The 13,958-nt window shown below is 71.1% G+C and carries 27 protein-coding genes and 1 pseudogene; all 28 read left to right on the forward strand.

What is annotated here, in order from left to right; translation table 11 throughout:
- Positions 1 to 1,304 (forward strand): replicative DNA helicase (locus tag C1I95_RS24670; RefSeq protein ID WP_233513861.1); only part of this gene is annotated, 1,304 nt, incomplete at its 5' end.
- The gene (locus C1I95_RS35395) at positions 1,304 to 1,465 is read left to right on the forward strand and encodes a hypothetical protein (RefSeq protein WP_158566462.1); all 162 of its coding nucleotides are present in this window, start codon (positions 1,304 to 1,306) and stop codon (positions 1,463 to 1,465) included. The genes C1I95_RS24670 and C1I95_RS35395, both read left to right, overlap by 1 nt.
- A gap of 10 nt (positions 1,466 to 1,475) precedes the next feature.
- Positions 1,476 to 1,868, forward strand: coding sequence for a hypothetical protein (locus tag C1I95_RS24675; RefSeq protein WP_111217109.1), 393 nt, complete (start codon positions 1,476 to 1,478; stop codon positions 1,866 to 1,868).
- A 3-nt stretch (positions 1,869 to 1,871) separates the two neighbouring features.
- Positions 1,872 to 2,513 (forward strand): annotated as a pseudogene (locus tag C1I95_RS37240) (DNA cytosine methyltransferase); the annotation flags it as partial.
- Positions 2,514 to 2,684: 171 nt separating this feature from the next.
- A complete protein-coding gene (locus C1I95_RS37125) occupies positions 2,685 to 3,479 on the forward strand; it encodes a DNA cytosine methyltransferase (protein ID WP_325048859.1) in 795 nt (264 codons plus the stop codon).
- A complete protein-coding gene (locus C1I95_RS24690) occupies positions 3,476 to 3,742 on the forward strand; it encodes a hypothetical protein (protein ID WP_111217111.1) in 267 nt (88 codons plus the stop codon). The genes C1I95_RS37125 and C1I95_RS24690 overlap by 4 nt, the downstream gene beginning before the upstream one ends.
- Positions 3,743 to 3,797: 55 nt before the next feature.
- Entirely contained in the window at positions 3,798 to 4,043 is a 246-nt protein-coding gene (locus tag C1I95_RS24695) for a hypothetical protein (RefSeq protein ID WP_111217113.1), read from the forward strand.
- 5 nt (positions 4,044 to 4,048) lie between these two features.
- The gene (locus tag C1I95_RS24700; RefSeq protein ID WP_111217151.1) at positions 4,049 to 4,264 is read left to right on the forward strand and encodes a BldC family transcriptional regulator; all 216 of its coding nucleotides are present in this window, start codon (positions 4,049 to 4,051) and stop codon (positions 4,262 to 4,264) included.
- Positions 4,261 to 5,721 carry a hypothetical protein gene (locus C1I95_RS24705; RefSeq protein WP_111217115.1) on the forward strand — a complete coding sequence of 487 codons (1,461 nt, stop codon included), beginning with the start codon at positions 4,261 to 4,263 and terminating at the stop codon, positions 5,719 to 5,721. The genes C1I95_RS24700 and C1I95_RS24705 overlap by 4 nt, the downstream gene beginning before the upstream one ends.
- Positions 5,722 to 5,724: 3 nt before the next feature.
- A complete protein-coding gene (locus C1I95_RS24710; RefSeq protein ID WP_111217117.1) occupies positions 5,725 to 5,934 on the forward strand; it encodes a hypothetical protein in 210 nt (69 codons plus the stop codon).
- A 4-nt stretch (positions 5,935 to 5,938) separates the two neighbouring features.
- Entirely contained in the window at positions 5,939 to 6,181 is a 243-nt protein-coding gene (locus tag C1I95_RS24715) for a hypothetical protein (protein ID WP_111217119.1), read from the forward strand.
- Positions 6,178 to 6,654, forward strand: coding sequence for a hypothetical protein (locus C1I95_RS24720; protein ID WP_233513862.1), 477 nt, complete (start codon positions 6,178 to 6,180; stop codon positions 6,652 to 6,654). Before C1I95_RS24715 ends, C1I95_RS24720 begins: the two co-directional genes overlap by 4 nt.
- Positions 6,651 to 7,121, forward strand: coding sequence for a hypothetical protein (locus tag C1I95_RS24725; protein ID WP_111217121.1), 471 nt, complete (start codon positions 6,651 to 6,653; stop codon positions 7,119 to 7,121). Before C1I95_RS24720 ends, C1I95_RS24725 begins: the two co-directional genes overlap by 4 nt.
- 20 nt (positions 7,122 to 7,141) lie before the next feature.
- Positions 7,142 to 8,155, forward strand: a complete 1,014-nt coding sequence (locus C1I95_RS24730) for a hypothetical protein (RefSeq protein ID WP_111217123.1) — start codon at positions 7,142 to 7,144, stop codon at positions 8,153 to 8,155.
- Between the two features lie 2 nt (positions 8,156 to 8,157).
- Positions 8,158 to 8,364, forward strand: a complete 207-nt coding sequence (locus C1I95_RS34885) for a hypothetical protein (protein ID WP_146605826.1) — start codon at positions 8,158 to 8,160, stop codon at positions 8,362 to 8,364.
- Positions 8,365 to 8,366: 2 nt separating this feature from the next.
- Positions 8,367 to 8,537 (forward strand): hypothetical protein, encoded by a 171-nt coding sequence (locus tag C1I95_RS35400; RefSeq protein ID WP_158566463.1) that lies wholly within the window; start codon positions 8,367 to 8,369, stop codon positions 8,535 to 8,537.
- On the forward strand, positions 8,534 to 8,869 hold the full coding sequence (locus C1I95_RS24735; protein ID WP_111217125.1) for a hypothetical protein: 336 nt from the start codon (positions 8,534 to 8,536) through the stop codon (positions 8,867 to 8,869). Before C1I95_RS35400 ends, C1I95_RS24735 begins: the two co-directional genes overlap by 4 nt.
- A complete protein-coding gene (locus C1I95_RS24740) occupies positions 8,866 to 9,111 on the forward strand; it encodes a hypothetical protein (protein ID WP_111217127.1) in 246 nt (81 codons plus the stop codon). The genes C1I95_RS24735 and C1I95_RS24740 overlap by 4 nt, the downstream gene beginning before the upstream one ends.
- A 3-nt stretch (positions 9,112 to 9,114) precedes the next feature.
- Positions 9,115 to 9,423: a hypothetical protein gene (locus tag C1I95_RS24745; protein WP_111217129.1), complete on the forward strand. Its 309-nt coding sequence runs from the start codon at positions 9,115 to 9,117 to the stop codon at positions 9,421 to 9,423.
- Between the two features lie 34 nt (positions 9,424 to 9,457).
- Positions 9,458 to 10,864 (forward strand): hypothetical protein, encoded by a 1,407-nt coding sequence (locus tag C1I95_RS24750; RefSeq protein WP_111217131.1) that lies wholly within the window; start codon positions 9,458 to 9,460, stop codon positions 10,862 to 10,864.
- Positions 10,861 to 11,247 (forward strand): hypothetical protein, encoded by a 387-nt coding sequence (locus C1I95_RS24755; protein WP_111217133.1) that lies wholly within the window; start codon positions 10,861 to 10,863, stop codon positions 11,245 to 11,247. The genes C1I95_RS24750 and C1I95_RS24755 overlap by 4 nt, the downstream gene beginning before the upstream one ends.
- On the forward strand, positions 11,244 to 11,603 hold the full coding sequence (locus C1I95_RS24760) for a DUF6221 family protein (RefSeq protein ID WP_111217135.1): 360 nt from the start codon (positions 11,244 to 11,246) through the stop codon (positions 11,601 to 11,603). The genes C1I95_RS24755 and C1I95_RS24760 overlap by 4 nt, the downstream gene beginning before the upstream one ends.
- A complete protein-coding gene (locus tag C1I95_RS24765; RefSeq protein WP_146605827.1) occupies positions 11,600 to 12,067 on the forward strand; it encodes a hypothetical protein in 468 nt (155 codons plus the stop codon). The genes C1I95_RS24760 and C1I95_RS24765 overlap by 4 nt, the downstream gene beginning before the upstream one ends.
- On the forward strand, positions 12,064 to 12,375 hold the full coding sequence (locus C1I95_RS35405; protein ID WP_158566464.1) for a hypothetical protein: 312 nt from the start codon (positions 12,064 to 12,066) through the stop codon (positions 12,373 to 12,375). The genes C1I95_RS24765 and C1I95_RS35405 overlap by 4 nt, the downstream gene beginning before the upstream one ends.
- 16 nt (positions 12,376 to 12,391) lie before the next feature.
- Positions 12,392 to 12,742 carry a hypothetical protein gene (locus C1I95_RS24770; RefSeq protein ID WP_111217139.1) on the forward strand — a complete coding sequence of 117 codons (351 nt, stop codon included), beginning with the start codon at positions 12,392 to 12,394 and terminating at the stop codon, positions 12,740 to 12,742.
- Between the two features lie 35 nt (positions 12,743 to 12,777).
- Positions 12,778 to 13,011: a hypothetical protein gene (locus C1I95_RS24775; RefSeq protein WP_146605828.1), complete on the forward strand. Its 234-nt coding sequence runs from the start codon at positions 12,778 to 12,780 to the stop codon at positions 13,009 to 13,011.
- Between the two features lie 25 nt (positions 13,012 to 13,036).
- Entirely contained in the window at positions 13,037 to 13,642 is a 606-nt protein-coding gene (locus tag C1I95_RS24780) for a hypothetical protein (RefSeq protein ID WP_111217143.1), read from the forward strand.
- A complete protein-coding gene (locus tag C1I95_RS24785; RefSeq protein WP_111217145.1) occupies positions 13,639 to 13,824 on the forward strand; it encodes a hypothetical protein in 186 nt (61 codons plus the stop codon). Before C1I95_RS24780 ends, C1I95_RS24785 begins: the two co-directional genes overlap by 4 nt.
- Positions 13,825 to 13,958 lie beyond the last annotated feature (134 nt).

Here is a 13,958-nt window from a genome sequence, read left to right on the forward strand (position 1 = left end):
GCCTCGGCGCCGAGCAGATCGCCCTGGGCGCGATGATGCTGTCCGCCGACGCGGTCGCCGACATCGAGCCGCTGCTGACCGCCGACGACTTCTACCGGCCGATCCACGGGACCATCTTCGACGCCATCCTTGAGCTGTCGCGCCGCCGCGCCCCCACCGACCCGTATGCGGTCGCTGACGCCCTCGGCGGGCAACTCCCCAAGGTTGGCGGCGCCCCGTACCTGCACACCCTCATCGCCGCGGTGCCGACCGCCGCAAACGGCCCCTACTACGCGAAGATCGTGCGGGAGAAGTCGCACCTTCGGCAGCTCGCCGAACTGTCCGCGTTCATCAACCACCGGCTGTACGGGCAGCGCACCGGTGACGCCGCCGCGCTCGCCGACGAGATCCGGGAGCGCCTCGCCAAGCTCGACAGTTCGTCGCTGGTCGACGGCCCCCGCCCGTGGCGGCTGGTGCTGCCGGATGTCCTCGACGCCATGGAGGCCGCCGCCACCCAGGATCCGGCCGACCTGTCCGAGGTCATCCCGACGGGTTTCGAAGACCTGAACCGGCTCCTGTCGGGCGGGTGGCGTGCCGGGCAGCTCGTGGTGGTGGCCGCCCGAACCGGTGTCGGCAAGTCCGTCGCCACCACCGGATTTGCCCGCGATGCGGCCTGGATCTACGGCGTGCCCTCCGCGATCTTCTCGCTGGAGATGGCCGACACGGAGATCGGGAAGCGTCTCCTGGCTGCCGGCGCGGACGTGCCCCTGACCGCGATCAAGCAGGGTCTACTCACCGACGGCCAACGCGACGCCGTCAACATCATCCGGCACGCCACCGCCAACGCGCCCCTGTACCTCGACGGCACCGCCTCGATGAGCCTGGCGGAGATCCGGGCCCGCGCCCGCCGCCTGCACCGGGCGCACGGGCTGCGGCTCCTCGTCGTGGACTACCTCCAGCTGATCGAGACGACCGCGCAACGGTCGGAGAACCGGCAGCAGGCCGTCGCTGCCGTCTCCCGGGGGTTGAAGCTCCTCGCGATGGAGCTGGGCATCACGGTCATCGCGGTGTCGCAGCTCAACCGGGGCCCGGAGAACCGCGCCGACAAGCGCCCGACGATGGCGGATATTCGCGAGTCGGGCTCGATCGAGAACGACGCCGACGTGATCTTGCTGTTGCACCGGGACGACTACTACGACAAGGAATCCCCGCGGGCCGGGGAAGCGGACTTCATCATCGCCAAGCAGCGCGACGGAGGCACCGACACCGTCACCGTGGCCGCGCAACTTCACCTCAGCCGCTTCGCAGACATGGCGATCTTGTGATGCTCGCGTGCACTACCTGGCTGGCCCGGGACTTCCTCGTACGCCACGGCTACGGCGACCTTCCGGCCCCGTGCGGCTGCCCGGCCGACTGCTGCCCACCCCACGACTTGCCCGCCGAGCCGGCCCCTCCCGGCGTACCCGAACCCGCACACACCGCCTGAGGAGGCCGCCATGACCGAGAAGCCCTACACCGATGCCGACGTGGAGGCGATAGCCCGTGCCGAGTACGAGCACGACATGGCCGCGACCGGCCTGGGCCGCGCGTGCAGGACATCGTGGGATGCCGCCCCCTGGGGTGTGCGCAACGGCTACCGAGACCGGGCGCGCGTCGGCCTGGACGCGCTGACCGCCGACGGCTGGCAGCAGCCCAGCACACCGACGCCCGAGCAGCCGGCCGTGGTGTCCGTCGACCGGGCCGACCTGATGACCGCCCTCAGCCAGGTGGTGCCGCACTCTCACGAGCGGCCGGGTGTCTGGGATGCCGACGGGCGGCCGTGCGTGGAGTGCGCGGCGCGGGCACGGCTGACTGCGGCGCTGACGGCTGGCGAGCGGGTCGGGGGCTGACCGATGGCCACCACAACCGCACCGCGACTTGGCCGGCCACCCGACGAACTGACCGCAGTCAACCTGTTCGCCGGCATCGAGGGCTTCGGCCTGGCCCTGCACCGCGCGGGAGTACGCACCGTCGCCGCCGTCGAAATCGACCCCGCCGCCCGCGGCGTCATCGCTGACCACTTCCCCGACACCCAGCTATTCACCGACGTCTGTGAGGTAACCGCCGATGACCTACGAGCAGCCGGCTTTGATCCCGACCGAGGCATCCTCACCGGAGGCTGGCCGTGCCAAGACCTCTCCGTGGCAGGACGTCGCCTCGGCCTGGGTGGCGCACGCTCAGGACTGTTCTGGGAGGTCATTCGCCTCCTCCGCGGCCTTCGGTCCCGGTGGTTCGTCCTGGAAAACGTCCCTGGCCTCCTGTCGGCGGTCTGCCCATGCATCGGGGGGGGGTCTTGCGGACGCGACTGTGCCGGCAGCTCCCACCCTGTTCGGGGAGGAGCCTGCGGACCAGGCCGGTGCATGGAACTCCACGGGGGAGCAATGGGTGCCGTCGTCGGGTCGCTGGCTGAACTCGGGTATGGCGTCGCCTACCGAGTGCTGGACGCTCAACACTTCGGAGTTCCCCAGCGACGCCGCCGTGTCGTCTTTGTCGGATGTCTTGGAGACTGGGCCGCACCTGTCCAGGTACTGCTTGAGCCCGAAGGCCGCGCGGGGAATCCTCCGACGGGCCGACCGGCGGGGCAGGGAGCTCCCGTTGTCTCTGCGCTGCGCGCTGGAAGCGGTGGCGGCTGCGGACCGGACGACAACGACGCCCAGGGCGGTCGCTTGATCGCCGGCACTCTCGGCAGCCGGGCGGGAGGATCCCGAACCACAGATCTCGACGGGCACGGAGCCTACGTCGCCGGCGCGCTGACGACTGGATCGACGGCCCGCGGTGGCTGGCGAATCGGACCCGACGAGGCCGCCGCCAACCAGCTTGTCGCCACCACGCTGACCGCCCGCTACGGCAAGGGGACCGATTCGGACGCCTCCGACACGATAGTGCCGGTCGCTTTCGACACGGCGCAGATCACCTCCGCCGAGAACCGGACAAACCCGTCCCCCGGCGACCCGTCGATGCCGCTCATGGCGACCGGGCAACCGCATGTGGCTTTCGCCCTCCGCCGCGACCCAGGCGGCACCGGGCAGGGCCACAACACCAACTACGTCACCGTGACCGGCCCCACCACCCACGCCCTAACTGCCGAAGGCGCGGACGCCAGCGAAGACGGCACCGGCCGCGGCACGCCACTGGTTCCCATCGCGTTCGACTGGCAGAGCGACGGCTCCGACCGGGTGCGCGGCAACATCTCCACCGAACGCACCTCGACACTCGGCACCACCAACCGGGACGCTGTCGCCGACACCACTGCGGTACGCCGGCTCACTCCCACCGAGTGCGAGCGCTTGCAGGGTTATCCAGACGGCTGGACGGGCACGTCGTGGGGCGAGGCGCAGTCCGACTCGGGCCGCTACCGCCAGCTCGGGAACTCGATCGCGGTTCCGGTGTTCGCGTGGGTTGGTCGCCGACTGGTCGCTGTCGATCGTCGGCTGCGGGCTGACGGCGAGGCGGCGTCATGACACCCACCGCCGAAACCCTGTGGCGCTGCACGGCGTGCGGGAAGTGGTCCCACGCCAAACGCCGCCCCAAGCAGCACAAGCGGTACGTCGTCACCGGCACCAAAACCGTCCCCTACCAGGAGGCGGAAACGGGCGCATGGGTGGACGAGGAGGTGCCCGACGGGGACTTCCAGCCCTGCGGCCCGTTCGTCCGCTGGGAGGCCCGCCGCATGGAAAGCCCGCCCCGGGTCGTGACCGTCGTGGTTCCGGGGGTGTCGTCGTGAACCCGAACCCAAACCCGCCAACCCACGAACCCGCCAACCGTTCGGAGTCCCACCGATGACGGTTCTGCTGCTCGTTGCGCTCGCCTGCGACAAGTGCGGTGCCCGCTGCTCTGTGCCTGAGGAGGCGCAGTGGGATGCCCGGACCGCCCGGCGGGCTGCGGAGCGGCAGGGCTGGCAGGTCGTTGACGGCCGTCGCGGTTCGGCGACGGACCGCTGCCCGGCCCACCGCACGATCGCCCCGCCGAAGCGGCCGGAGGGGGCCGTCTTCCACCCGCCTATCTCGATCCCGAAGGAGAAGTGATCCACATGCCTAGCCTGTCCGACCACGAACACCCCCTGATGACCCCGGCGGAGGTTGCCGACCTCTTCCGGGTCAACACGAAGACCGTCACGAAATGGGCCGCCGCCGGCCGGCTCACGAGCATCCGCACGCTGGGCGGGCATCGCCGGTACCGGCGGGCCGAGGTGTACGCGCTGCTCGGACTCGGGCAGTCAACAGGCGCGACGCAGGCCGCAGCATGAGCGGCCAGCAGTTCGACGCCCCGACACGCGACCTGCTCGCGAGCTTGCGCGATCAGCTCGGGGATGCGCCCAGCCCCACCGTGTACCGCACTCTGCTCGGAGATGTGGAGGCGATGGCCGTACAGCGGGACTGGTTCCGGCGGCTCCTGATCACGGCCGGGAGGAACCTTCGCATCTTCGGCCCTGAGGGAGAGGGCACGTTCGACGCCATCCCGGATGCCGCCGCTGAGGCACGCCAGGCGGGGGACGTGCTGGGCGAGCAGCTTGAACGAGCTGAGGCGGAGCGGGACGAGTGCCGGCGGATCACTCTCGCCGTCGCGGACGTCCTCCGGCTCGATCGCGGCATCGCCTTGGACGAGATTCCCGGCATCGTGTCGGCGCTGGCGGTGATCCGCGACGAGCTGGAGGCGGACCGGGACCGCCTCGACGGGATCCGCCGAGAGTTGCAGCGGGAGAACGACGGTCTGCGGAACGACAACGGCAGCCTCCGGCGCGGCAACGCCGCGTACGCCAACGAGAACGGCGACCTGCGGCGGCGGCATGACGAACTCGTCGCGGCCCACAACGCTACGGTTGCCCACCGCCGCGCCGTGCAGCTCGCCAACGCCGACCTCCGCGACGAGGTGAACCAGCTCCGCGCGGCGAGCCGGGCAGACGCCCACCGCCGGCACGACCTCGTGTTCAACGGCATCTCCCGGGCCCTCGGAGAGCAGCAGGTGTTCGTGCCCCTGCCGGTGCGGGAGCGGTGCGCGGAGGCCGCCTTGGCGGCGCTCGACGCGAATCACGACTGGTACCCCGACCGTGACCAGTTGTGCGTCACCTGCCACCTGCCCGATGGGAAGTGCCCCGTCTCGCCGATGACACCACCGCTCGGCACGCGTGACGACCCGAACCGTATCGACCACGCGTACTGGAACCGGCGGGCGATGATCTCGGACGCCGCGCGCATCGCCCTCGCCAAGCACGGCTACGAGGTGCCGGTGCCGCCGATGGACCGGGCCGCCGAGGCGGTCATGGCCGCCCTCGACGCCGAGCCGGCGAGTCCGCGCGAGCCCGTGGATCTCGCGCCGCTGCTCGCTTCGATCGACAACGCGCTCCGCAACGGCTCGTACATGACCGGCGCGAACCTCGCGTTCGGGCGGCTGTGTGACCGGCTCGGAGTGGACCGGGACGGGTTGGAGTTCCGGCCCGACTGGGCGCAACGACAGGCCGCCCGCGACGAGATCGACGCCCGCGTGGACCCCACGCACGCCGGCTTCGTGAAGGGCGTCTACGACACGGCCATCGTCGCCGAACCGGCCGAGAACAAACTCGCGCTGAGGAAGCGAATCACGGCCGCGGTCGAGGAACGAATCCTCGAAGCCTGGCCGTACCAGGAGCCCGCATTCATGGCGCAGGTTGCCGCCGAGGCTGCGTTTGCCGCTGTCGAGACGATCCACCCCGAGACGAACGGCTGACCGGTGGACACCCTGCCCGGCCTGGAGGCCGGTACCCGCACCGAGCGCACAGAGTGGCGGATCATCGTGAACCCCGACCGGCCAGCCGCCCGATGGATCAGCCACCACCACACGAGAGAGTCCGTCGAGCTGGCCGCCCGCCAGTACGCGGTACCCATCCGGATCGAACGGCGGACCGTCGTTACCTACACCGACGAGTGGCGCGAGGGCTGACCCGATGGCCGAGCAGATCGCACTCCTGGGTGAGCAAGGGCGCCGCCGCGAACACGTCGAGTGGGGCATCCGTCACCCCGCAATGCCCGGTGTTTGCCGCGCCGGGGTGGCACCCGCCGCCGACCGCGAGCATGCCGAAGAGATGGCCGCCTACGGCGGACCCGGCCACAACGCCGTCTGCCGCACGGTCGTCACCTACACCACCGATTGGCGGACGCCGACCAACACGACCTTGGAGACTCCGTGAACTACCTGAACCCGCACACCACCGGCACCGACCACGCCACCGAGGCGGTCAACGCCTGGCACAACCGCGACACCGCCGACCCGGACGTGGAGCGCACCGACCACACCGCCCGCGTCCTCTACGAGGTCGCCCGCGAACGCTCCCGCCAGGACGCCAAGTTCGGTCCGCAGAACCACCCCGACGGCACCGGCCCCCGCCAAGCCATCGCCATCGGCATCGGCCACATGGGCGAGATCGCCGACCAGATGCGCCGCGCCACGAACGCCGCCGCCGGCAGGCTGCCCGGCCTGGAACACCACGGGCCACTGACGTGGCGTCACGTCCTGCTGGAAGAGGTGTTCGAGGCGCTGGCCGAGGACGACCCGGCGAAGCTACGCACCGAGCTGGTGCAGGTGGCCGCCACGGCAACGGTGTGGATCGAGGCGATCGACCGCCGGTTGGCGAAGCTCGCGGCGGAAGGCACACCGGCGTGAGCGGCCGGTACGCGGAGCGGACCGACGTCAGCAGCGACCGGTCCCGCGCCGAGATCGAGCGCGTGTTGCAGCGGTACGGGGCGACCGCCTTCCAGTACGGCTGGACCATCGGTGTTGCCGCGATCATGTTCGAGATCGCGGGCCGCCGAATCCTGTTCCGGCTGCCGCTGCCCGACCCCAACGAGCGCCGGTTCACGCACACGCCCGGCAAGGGGCTGCTGCGGGACCAGGCGGCCCGGGAGAAGGAGTACGAGCAGGCGGTACGGCAACGCTGGCGGGCCCTCGCCCTGGTGATCAAGGCCAAGCTGGAGGCCACGGCCGCCGGCATCACCACGGTCGAGCAGGAGTTCCTGGCCCACATCCTCCTGCCGGACGGCCGTACGGTCGGCGAGCACGTCACCCCGGCCATCGCCGCCGCCTACGAGTCCGGGCAGATGCCGGCGCTCCTCCCGGGCGGTGAGTCGTGACGCCCCCGCCAGGCCACACGATGACCGCCACCCACCGTCGCCGCTCGACCGACGTCGCAGCCGTCCAGTGGTGGCAGCACGGGGACCACCCGGCGGTGCAGGCATTCCGCCACTCCGCTTTCTCCGGCGAGTATCCACACGAAAGCGGCTGCGGACGGCCGTGGGACGACCACGGCTGGATCAACACCGATGACGCCGGCATCCGCGTCTGCCCCGGCGACTGGATCATCACCGAACAGCACGGCCGGCTCAGCGTCGTGCACCCGCCGGAGTTCGAGGCCGACTACGAGGTCAAGCCGAGCGCGCCGTCCGGCTCCGACGTCCTGGCCCTGCTGGACCGTGTCGCCCCCGAGTACGGCCACGCCCGCGTCCAGGCCGGCGCCGACGCCCTCGTACGGCTCCGCACCCAAGCGCCCAGCCTGGCCGAGCTGGACGCCGACGAGCAGCGGCACTGGCTGCGGGACGCCCGCGCCGCCCTCGACGCCGCCGGCATGTCCGACCTGATGCGGGAGGTAGCGAAGGCCCGCCATCTGGGGCGGATGGCCGACCGGCACGCCCTCCGCGCCGAACAGGAAGTCGCCGAGGTGTCCGCCCGCCTCGCCAACCGTGAGGCCGACATCGCCCGCCACGAAGCGCAGCAGGCCGGCTGGCGGCTCGCCATCAACGACGCCGAAGGCGACCGCGACCGGCTCATCGAGGCCATCGGCCGGCTGGTCAGCTTGCCGCCGGAGCAGGCCGGCGAAGCGTACGGCGTCACCTACCGCTCCGCCGCGTCCCGCCGTGCCGGTGAGTGGGTGGTCGACGGCGGAGTTCGCGGGGTGCTGGTGATCTGCGGGGAGTGCGGCGGTGAAGGGCTGCTGCACCAGCCCGACCAGCCGCCGGAATCGCAGGGCGAGGACAACAGCGACCCGTGCACGGGCTGCGGCTGCCCCCGGGAGTACCACGACGACGCCAACCGGAGCTGCGCTGGGGACTTCCTCGCCTGCCGCTGCGAGGGCTATGCCGGCCCCGCCGCCAACCAGAAGGAGAACTGATCGTGCCGAAGCTCAAGTCCGGATTCGCCAACCCGCAGGCACCCCGCTGCCGCCTCGACCTCGTGTGCCGCGCCACCACCAACGACCTGCGTCTGCGTCGCGTTCAGGCGCCGGGCGGTCCGGTGATGCCGACGCTGTGCTGCGAGCGGTGCGCCGACCACGTCGCAAACCCGCCGACACCCGCCCCGGCCGCCCGAACAGGAGAATGATCATGCAGCATCGCACCAACCGACCCGACCGCTACCGGATGCCCGCGCCCGAACTGCCGCCCATGCCGTGGCGGTGGAAGGTGTGGTTCGGCATCGTCGCCCTGCTCGGCCTCGGGATGCTCGCCCTCATCGCCTGGGCGATCATCACCCTCGTCAACCACTTCACCCGATGACCGTCCGCGCCGTAGTCACCCGGGACATCCTCGGGGTCGCCGTGCAGATCGGCCGGCAGACCAGCGGCGGAACGCTGATGCTCCGCTTCACCGAGGACACAGCGCACCTCGCGGAGGGCCGGGCGTGGCCGGAGCCGTCGCTACGCATGGACGAGGATGTGGCCCGCGCCCTCTACGACGCCCTCGCCGAGCATTTCGGCCACGCCGCCGGGGGCAGGCAGCAGCGGGCCGACTTCGAGCACGAGCGGGGCCGGGTGGATCGGCTGATCGGCATGGTCGGCGGGGCGTTGACGGCCGCCCAGGCTGGGCAACTCCATGGGGAGCGGCCGTGATCACTCTGCCCGATCCGGACTGCCGGTACGGCTACACCGTCGAGCAGTTGGAGGCGATCCTCGGCGACCGGCTCGACGCCTTCGGCCGGTGGATTGACGGGCAGACGATCAGCCTCTGTACCGGCTCCGAGTTCGACAACCAGGCGAAGGGCAACAAGCCGACCGGCTGCGGCCCGCACGGTTCGGTGGTGTACGGCTCCGACCTGCGGCGGTTCCTCGCCGGCCGCCGATCGCTGGACTGAGCCGTGACCCTGCCGGGCCTTCCGGGCGCGCTCGCCGTACCCCGCTTCTGCCGGGGCTGCCGCCGGCCAGTGCCGACCGGCGTGGTCTACGACGGGTACGGCGAGCAGTGTGCACGGGATCGGGGCTTGATCCCGCCGAAGCTGCGGATCGCCCGGCCGAAGTCGACGGCCGAGCAGGGGCCGGGGCTGCTCGCATTCCTGCCGGTCAGCGTGCCGGACAACGAGGAACCCGACGACGAGTCGGAGCCGACCACACCGCAAACTTGTACAGACAGTGACGAAAGTGGCCCGATTTCCCGGGCCGACATTTAACGCCGAGTAGTCACCGACCGAAAGACGAACCATCGTGAGCATCCTCGACCAACTCGACCGGGCCATCGATGGCCTCTGCCCATGCGGCGATCAACCGCGGCCCGGGTCGGCGTACTGCGGCCCGGACTGCGAACCCACGCACCTCGCCCGCGACAGCGACACCACCGGTCCTGGCCGGTGGAGCAACCGGCACGGCCCGGCGACGCCGGCCCGCTGGCGGCCCGACCTGGCCATCACCGACGACGACTTCGGGTACGAGCCGATCGACGCGCCCACCCACTACGACGGCCCGTACTTCGCGCGCCTCCTCCGGCCCCGGGACGCCGACGCCCTGCACCTGCGGTTGGACGACGGGCACCGGTGGGTGGGCTGCAACATCGACCAGTTCGGCGGCGAGATCACCCCGGCCCTGGTCGAGCAGATCAAGGCGGCGTGGCCGAAGCTTGAACGGCAACTCGGTGACCCTCGGCAGGCGGTCACCTTGGACTCGCCGATGCAGGAACTCCTCCACGCCATGCTCGCCCCGCGGGACGAATGGCCGCCCCACCTGGTCCACCTGATCGTCGGTGGCGGCAGTTCACAAAGAATCGACCTGTCGTGGCGGCGGCACTGCGGCAACTGCGGGCAACGCGGCACACCCATCAACGGCCAGCGTGTCCGCCCCATGACCGTCGCGTGGACGCCGGACGACATCGACCCGACCGGTCTAGCCAGCACCGTCGAGTACTGCCACCTGTGCCCCCACTGCCGGATGCCGCACGACGGGCCGCCACTGACGCCGACGGTGCGCCCCGCCGACGGCCCGCCCGGCGTGGCGCTGCACCTCACCGCCACCGCAGACGGCATCCGCTACGACCGGAACATGCGCATCTCAGCACAGACGTTGGCACGCGTGTCCGCCCCCGACGCGATGGTGCAGGGGGCTTGGGACCGGATGGCGGCACGGATCCTCGCCCGGATCGCCGAGCGGCAGGACGGCCCGTCGGACGCCGAGCTGGACCGCCGTCAGGCCGCCGTCGACAGCAGCCGTCTCGCCGAGATGATGCGGTCCGGGCGGGTGTACGTCGCCCCGGTCGGCACCGATCTGAGTGATCTGGACGCGTGGCGGGAAGTCGGCACGGCCGGCAGCGACGGCCTCGCCGCGCCCGAGTGGACCCCCGACACACCGGACATCGACCGTGAGCAGTTGCGGCAGGCGGTAGCCGCGATGTGGAGTGCCACGGAGCGGAGGATGTACGAGGCCGCCGCCCGGATGGCGCCCGCGTTCGCGGCCATGCGGGAAGCGGCCCGCCGCCTACCGCAACCCGTCCACGCAGTCCACGACGAGCCGCCCACCGACCCGATGCAGCGGGCGCTGTGGCTGCGCCGGAACCGGAACACCGGGCCCGCGCCGGACCGGCTCGACGGGCGTAACCGCCGCCGGAACGGAGGCCGACGGTGACCGACATCGCCGACTGGGTGCGCGAGGAGCAAGACCTCCTCTGGTCCGACCTGAACGAGGCGATCAACCGGGCCATCGACGGCACCTGGTCCCAGCAGGCTGCCGGAATCGCCCGCCGGATTGTGGAGGCCGCCCGGCTGGTCGGCCCGACAGAGTACGGCGAGGTGGGCTGGTCGCTGCTCGCCGGTGGCGTCTACGAGGCCGTCCTCACTGCTGGCGGGATCACTCCCGTGCTGCCTGATGGGCAGGGGTGGCGGCGCTTCGACGCGGTGATGGCCGGCAGTGGCGGCACCCGCGCCGCACTCAGCCGCCGGTATGCGGGCACGGTCGCCGCGATCAACACGCCACGCGAACAGAACTGGATCAACGGAGGCGACGAATGAGCGACGACCTGGCGACGTGGCTCACCGCCCAGATCGACGCCGCCGAGGCCCGTACCCGGGATCTGCTCGCCAAGACGCAGCGCAACGACCTCGCGGTCAAAGAGCCGCGACTGCTCGGCCGGTACATCCCCGGCTGGCACGACTGGCCCGATGTCGAGCGTGTCTGCACGGAACGGCTCGCCGAACTCGACGCCGCCCGCCGCATCCTCGACCTGCACCCCAACGCCGGCCTGCGGAGCGCGCCGGAATCGTGCGGATCGTGTGCCTCGTATCCAGGGCCATGCGACACGCTCCGGCTACTGGCCCTGCCGCACGCCGGACAGCCCGGCTACCGCGACGAGTGGAGGCCGCAGTGACCGACTTCCGGCCGCCGTGGGCGCGACGGATGGACGCACTCCTCGGCATCCCCGTCTGCCTCGACCCGGACCAGCCGGCCGGTACCGCCCGGTTCGAGGTGGACCCGGAGGAGCCGCGCCACATCACCCGCATCTGGTCGGCGGCCCGCGACCCGGCCGAGGTCAAGTTCACCGACGAGCAGACCGAGCAGATCCGCGACCACTACCGGGCGATGGACGAGCGTGCCGCCCGCCTCCTGATCGACTACCAGCGGCTCTTGGCGCAGCTCGGCCCACCCTTGCCCGCCGAGATGGAAGACCCGCTGTGCGCGTGCTCCCACGCCGCCCTCACCACCGGCAGTCACCTGCTCAGCTACCACCCGTTTGGGGGCCGCTGCTCCGGCCTCGACTCGTACGGGCTGCCCTGCCAATGCCCGTCGTTCGAACTGCACGAGGAAACCCAAGAAATGATCAACGAACGGTGAGTGACCCAACCCCGCGCCTCCAATGGGGCGGCGTCCCCGGGCACATCGACCCGGATGTGCCCTCCGGGACCGCCGTGTTCGACCTGGACCCGGAGGACCCCCGGCTCATCGCGGGCATCCGCGTCCACGACACCGGCCAATTCGATTTGACCGAGGAGCAGTGCGATCAGGTCATCGCCCACGACCTGGCGACAGCGACCCGGAGCATCCTCGCCGCGGCTGCCCGGCGCAGGCCCGCAGACGTAGCGACCCTGATCGGGTTGAGCTGCCTCGACCCGTCCGCCCTCATCCGAATCACCGGCACCTAACACGAGAGGAACAGTCATGTCCGACACGACCACCAACCCGAGCCCCGCCCACGGCAGCCGGGAGCACGCCGACATGGTTGCCGCCGGCCGCCACCCCGGCATCCGGGACGGCCTCCAGTGGCTCACCTACCGCCACCTGCCGCCGACGTTGCAGGAATTCTCCGAGCCCTTCTACACGGCCGCCGTGATCACCATCAGGACGATCGCCACCGATGGCCCCGAACTGATCACGGCCATCAACGGGCTGATCGCCGCGAAGGACAGCGCGGTCCGGGCCGGCATCCGCCACACCACCGGCCGCGCCGGGTCGGTGCCGCGCCCGCAGGCCATCGTCCACCCGCCGAGCCTGTCCGAGGCAGACCAGTGAGCATCCCACCCGCACGAGCCCCGGAGGGCAACCGCATGACGACCACACCGATCAAGGGCGTATGGCTGATCAAGGACACCGCCCACAACGGCAACCAGATTGAGGTGCTGGTCGAGCTACCCGACGGCACCCTCCGCACCGCCATCAGCGAGACGGCCGACGACGGGCCGATCAGCCACTACGTGCACCCGTCCGGCATCCTGCGCGCCCCGGTGCACGAGCTGAGCAGCCGCGAGTGGCGGCCAACCAGCAGCACCCGACCCGCCTAACCACAACCAGCCGAAAGAGATCATCATGTCCCTTGTTGAGCACGCACGCCGCGAACTGACCCAGTGCGGCCAGTACGCCGAAGATCCCGCCTACGCGCAGTCGATCATTGCGGCGGTGGCCGCCTTCGCCTCCTACGGCCACTCCGGCGGCTCCGCCGGCATCGCCATCCACCAGCTGACCACCCTCCTCCAGCTCGGCAACCTGTCCCCGCTGACCGACGACCCCGACGAGTGGCACAACGTCACCGACAAAGCCGGTGAGGAGCTGTGGCAGAACCGCCGCAACTCGGAGGCATTCAGCACCGACGGCGGGAAGACCTACTACCTGCTCAGCGAACGCGACGGCGACAACCGGCCCATGCACACCAGCGAGCCGGCCACCGCCCCGCCTCGCACCCCACCGCAGGCCGACGAACTGATGCCCGTCGCGCTCTACACCCACAAGCTCCCGAAGTCACTGCTGCCCGACCTCGATCTCCTGCCGACCGAACTTCAGACCACCGTCCGCCCGCACCTCGACCACCGCACCTGGGTTGAGGAATCGGCCCTGGGCTGGCGGTCGATCGGCTGCACCACCTGCGGGGAGACGCTGTGGACCGTCGGCGAGGAACGCGCGGAGGCCGACCAGTGAGCGACCGCATCCCCGGCTGGGAGGGCTCCGTCGGCCCGTTCCCCAGCCAGTACGGCCGGACCCACGTCTACGCCCGTGACGTGCAGTCCGGCGCGGGCAACTGCGTGTGCGGGCGGCACCTCGGCCACAGCCTGCACATCCAGGCCGCACCCGGCGTGCCCGTCCCGGACACCCTGAGGTGAAGCCGCCCCGCGCCAAGCCGCACCCACTGCCGTGGGCGATCTGGCAGCAGCTCGCCGCGGCACACCCCGCCCTGATCCGCCGCTGAAACAGCGGTGGCGGCCAGCCCCCAGCCGACCGCCACCAACGATCCCCC

This window comes from Micromonospora craterilacus (assembly GCF_003236315.1).
Taxonomy (GTDB): domain Bacteria; phylum Actinomycetota; class Actinomycetes; order Mycobacteriales; family Micromonosporaceae; genus Micromonospora; species Micromonospora craterilacus.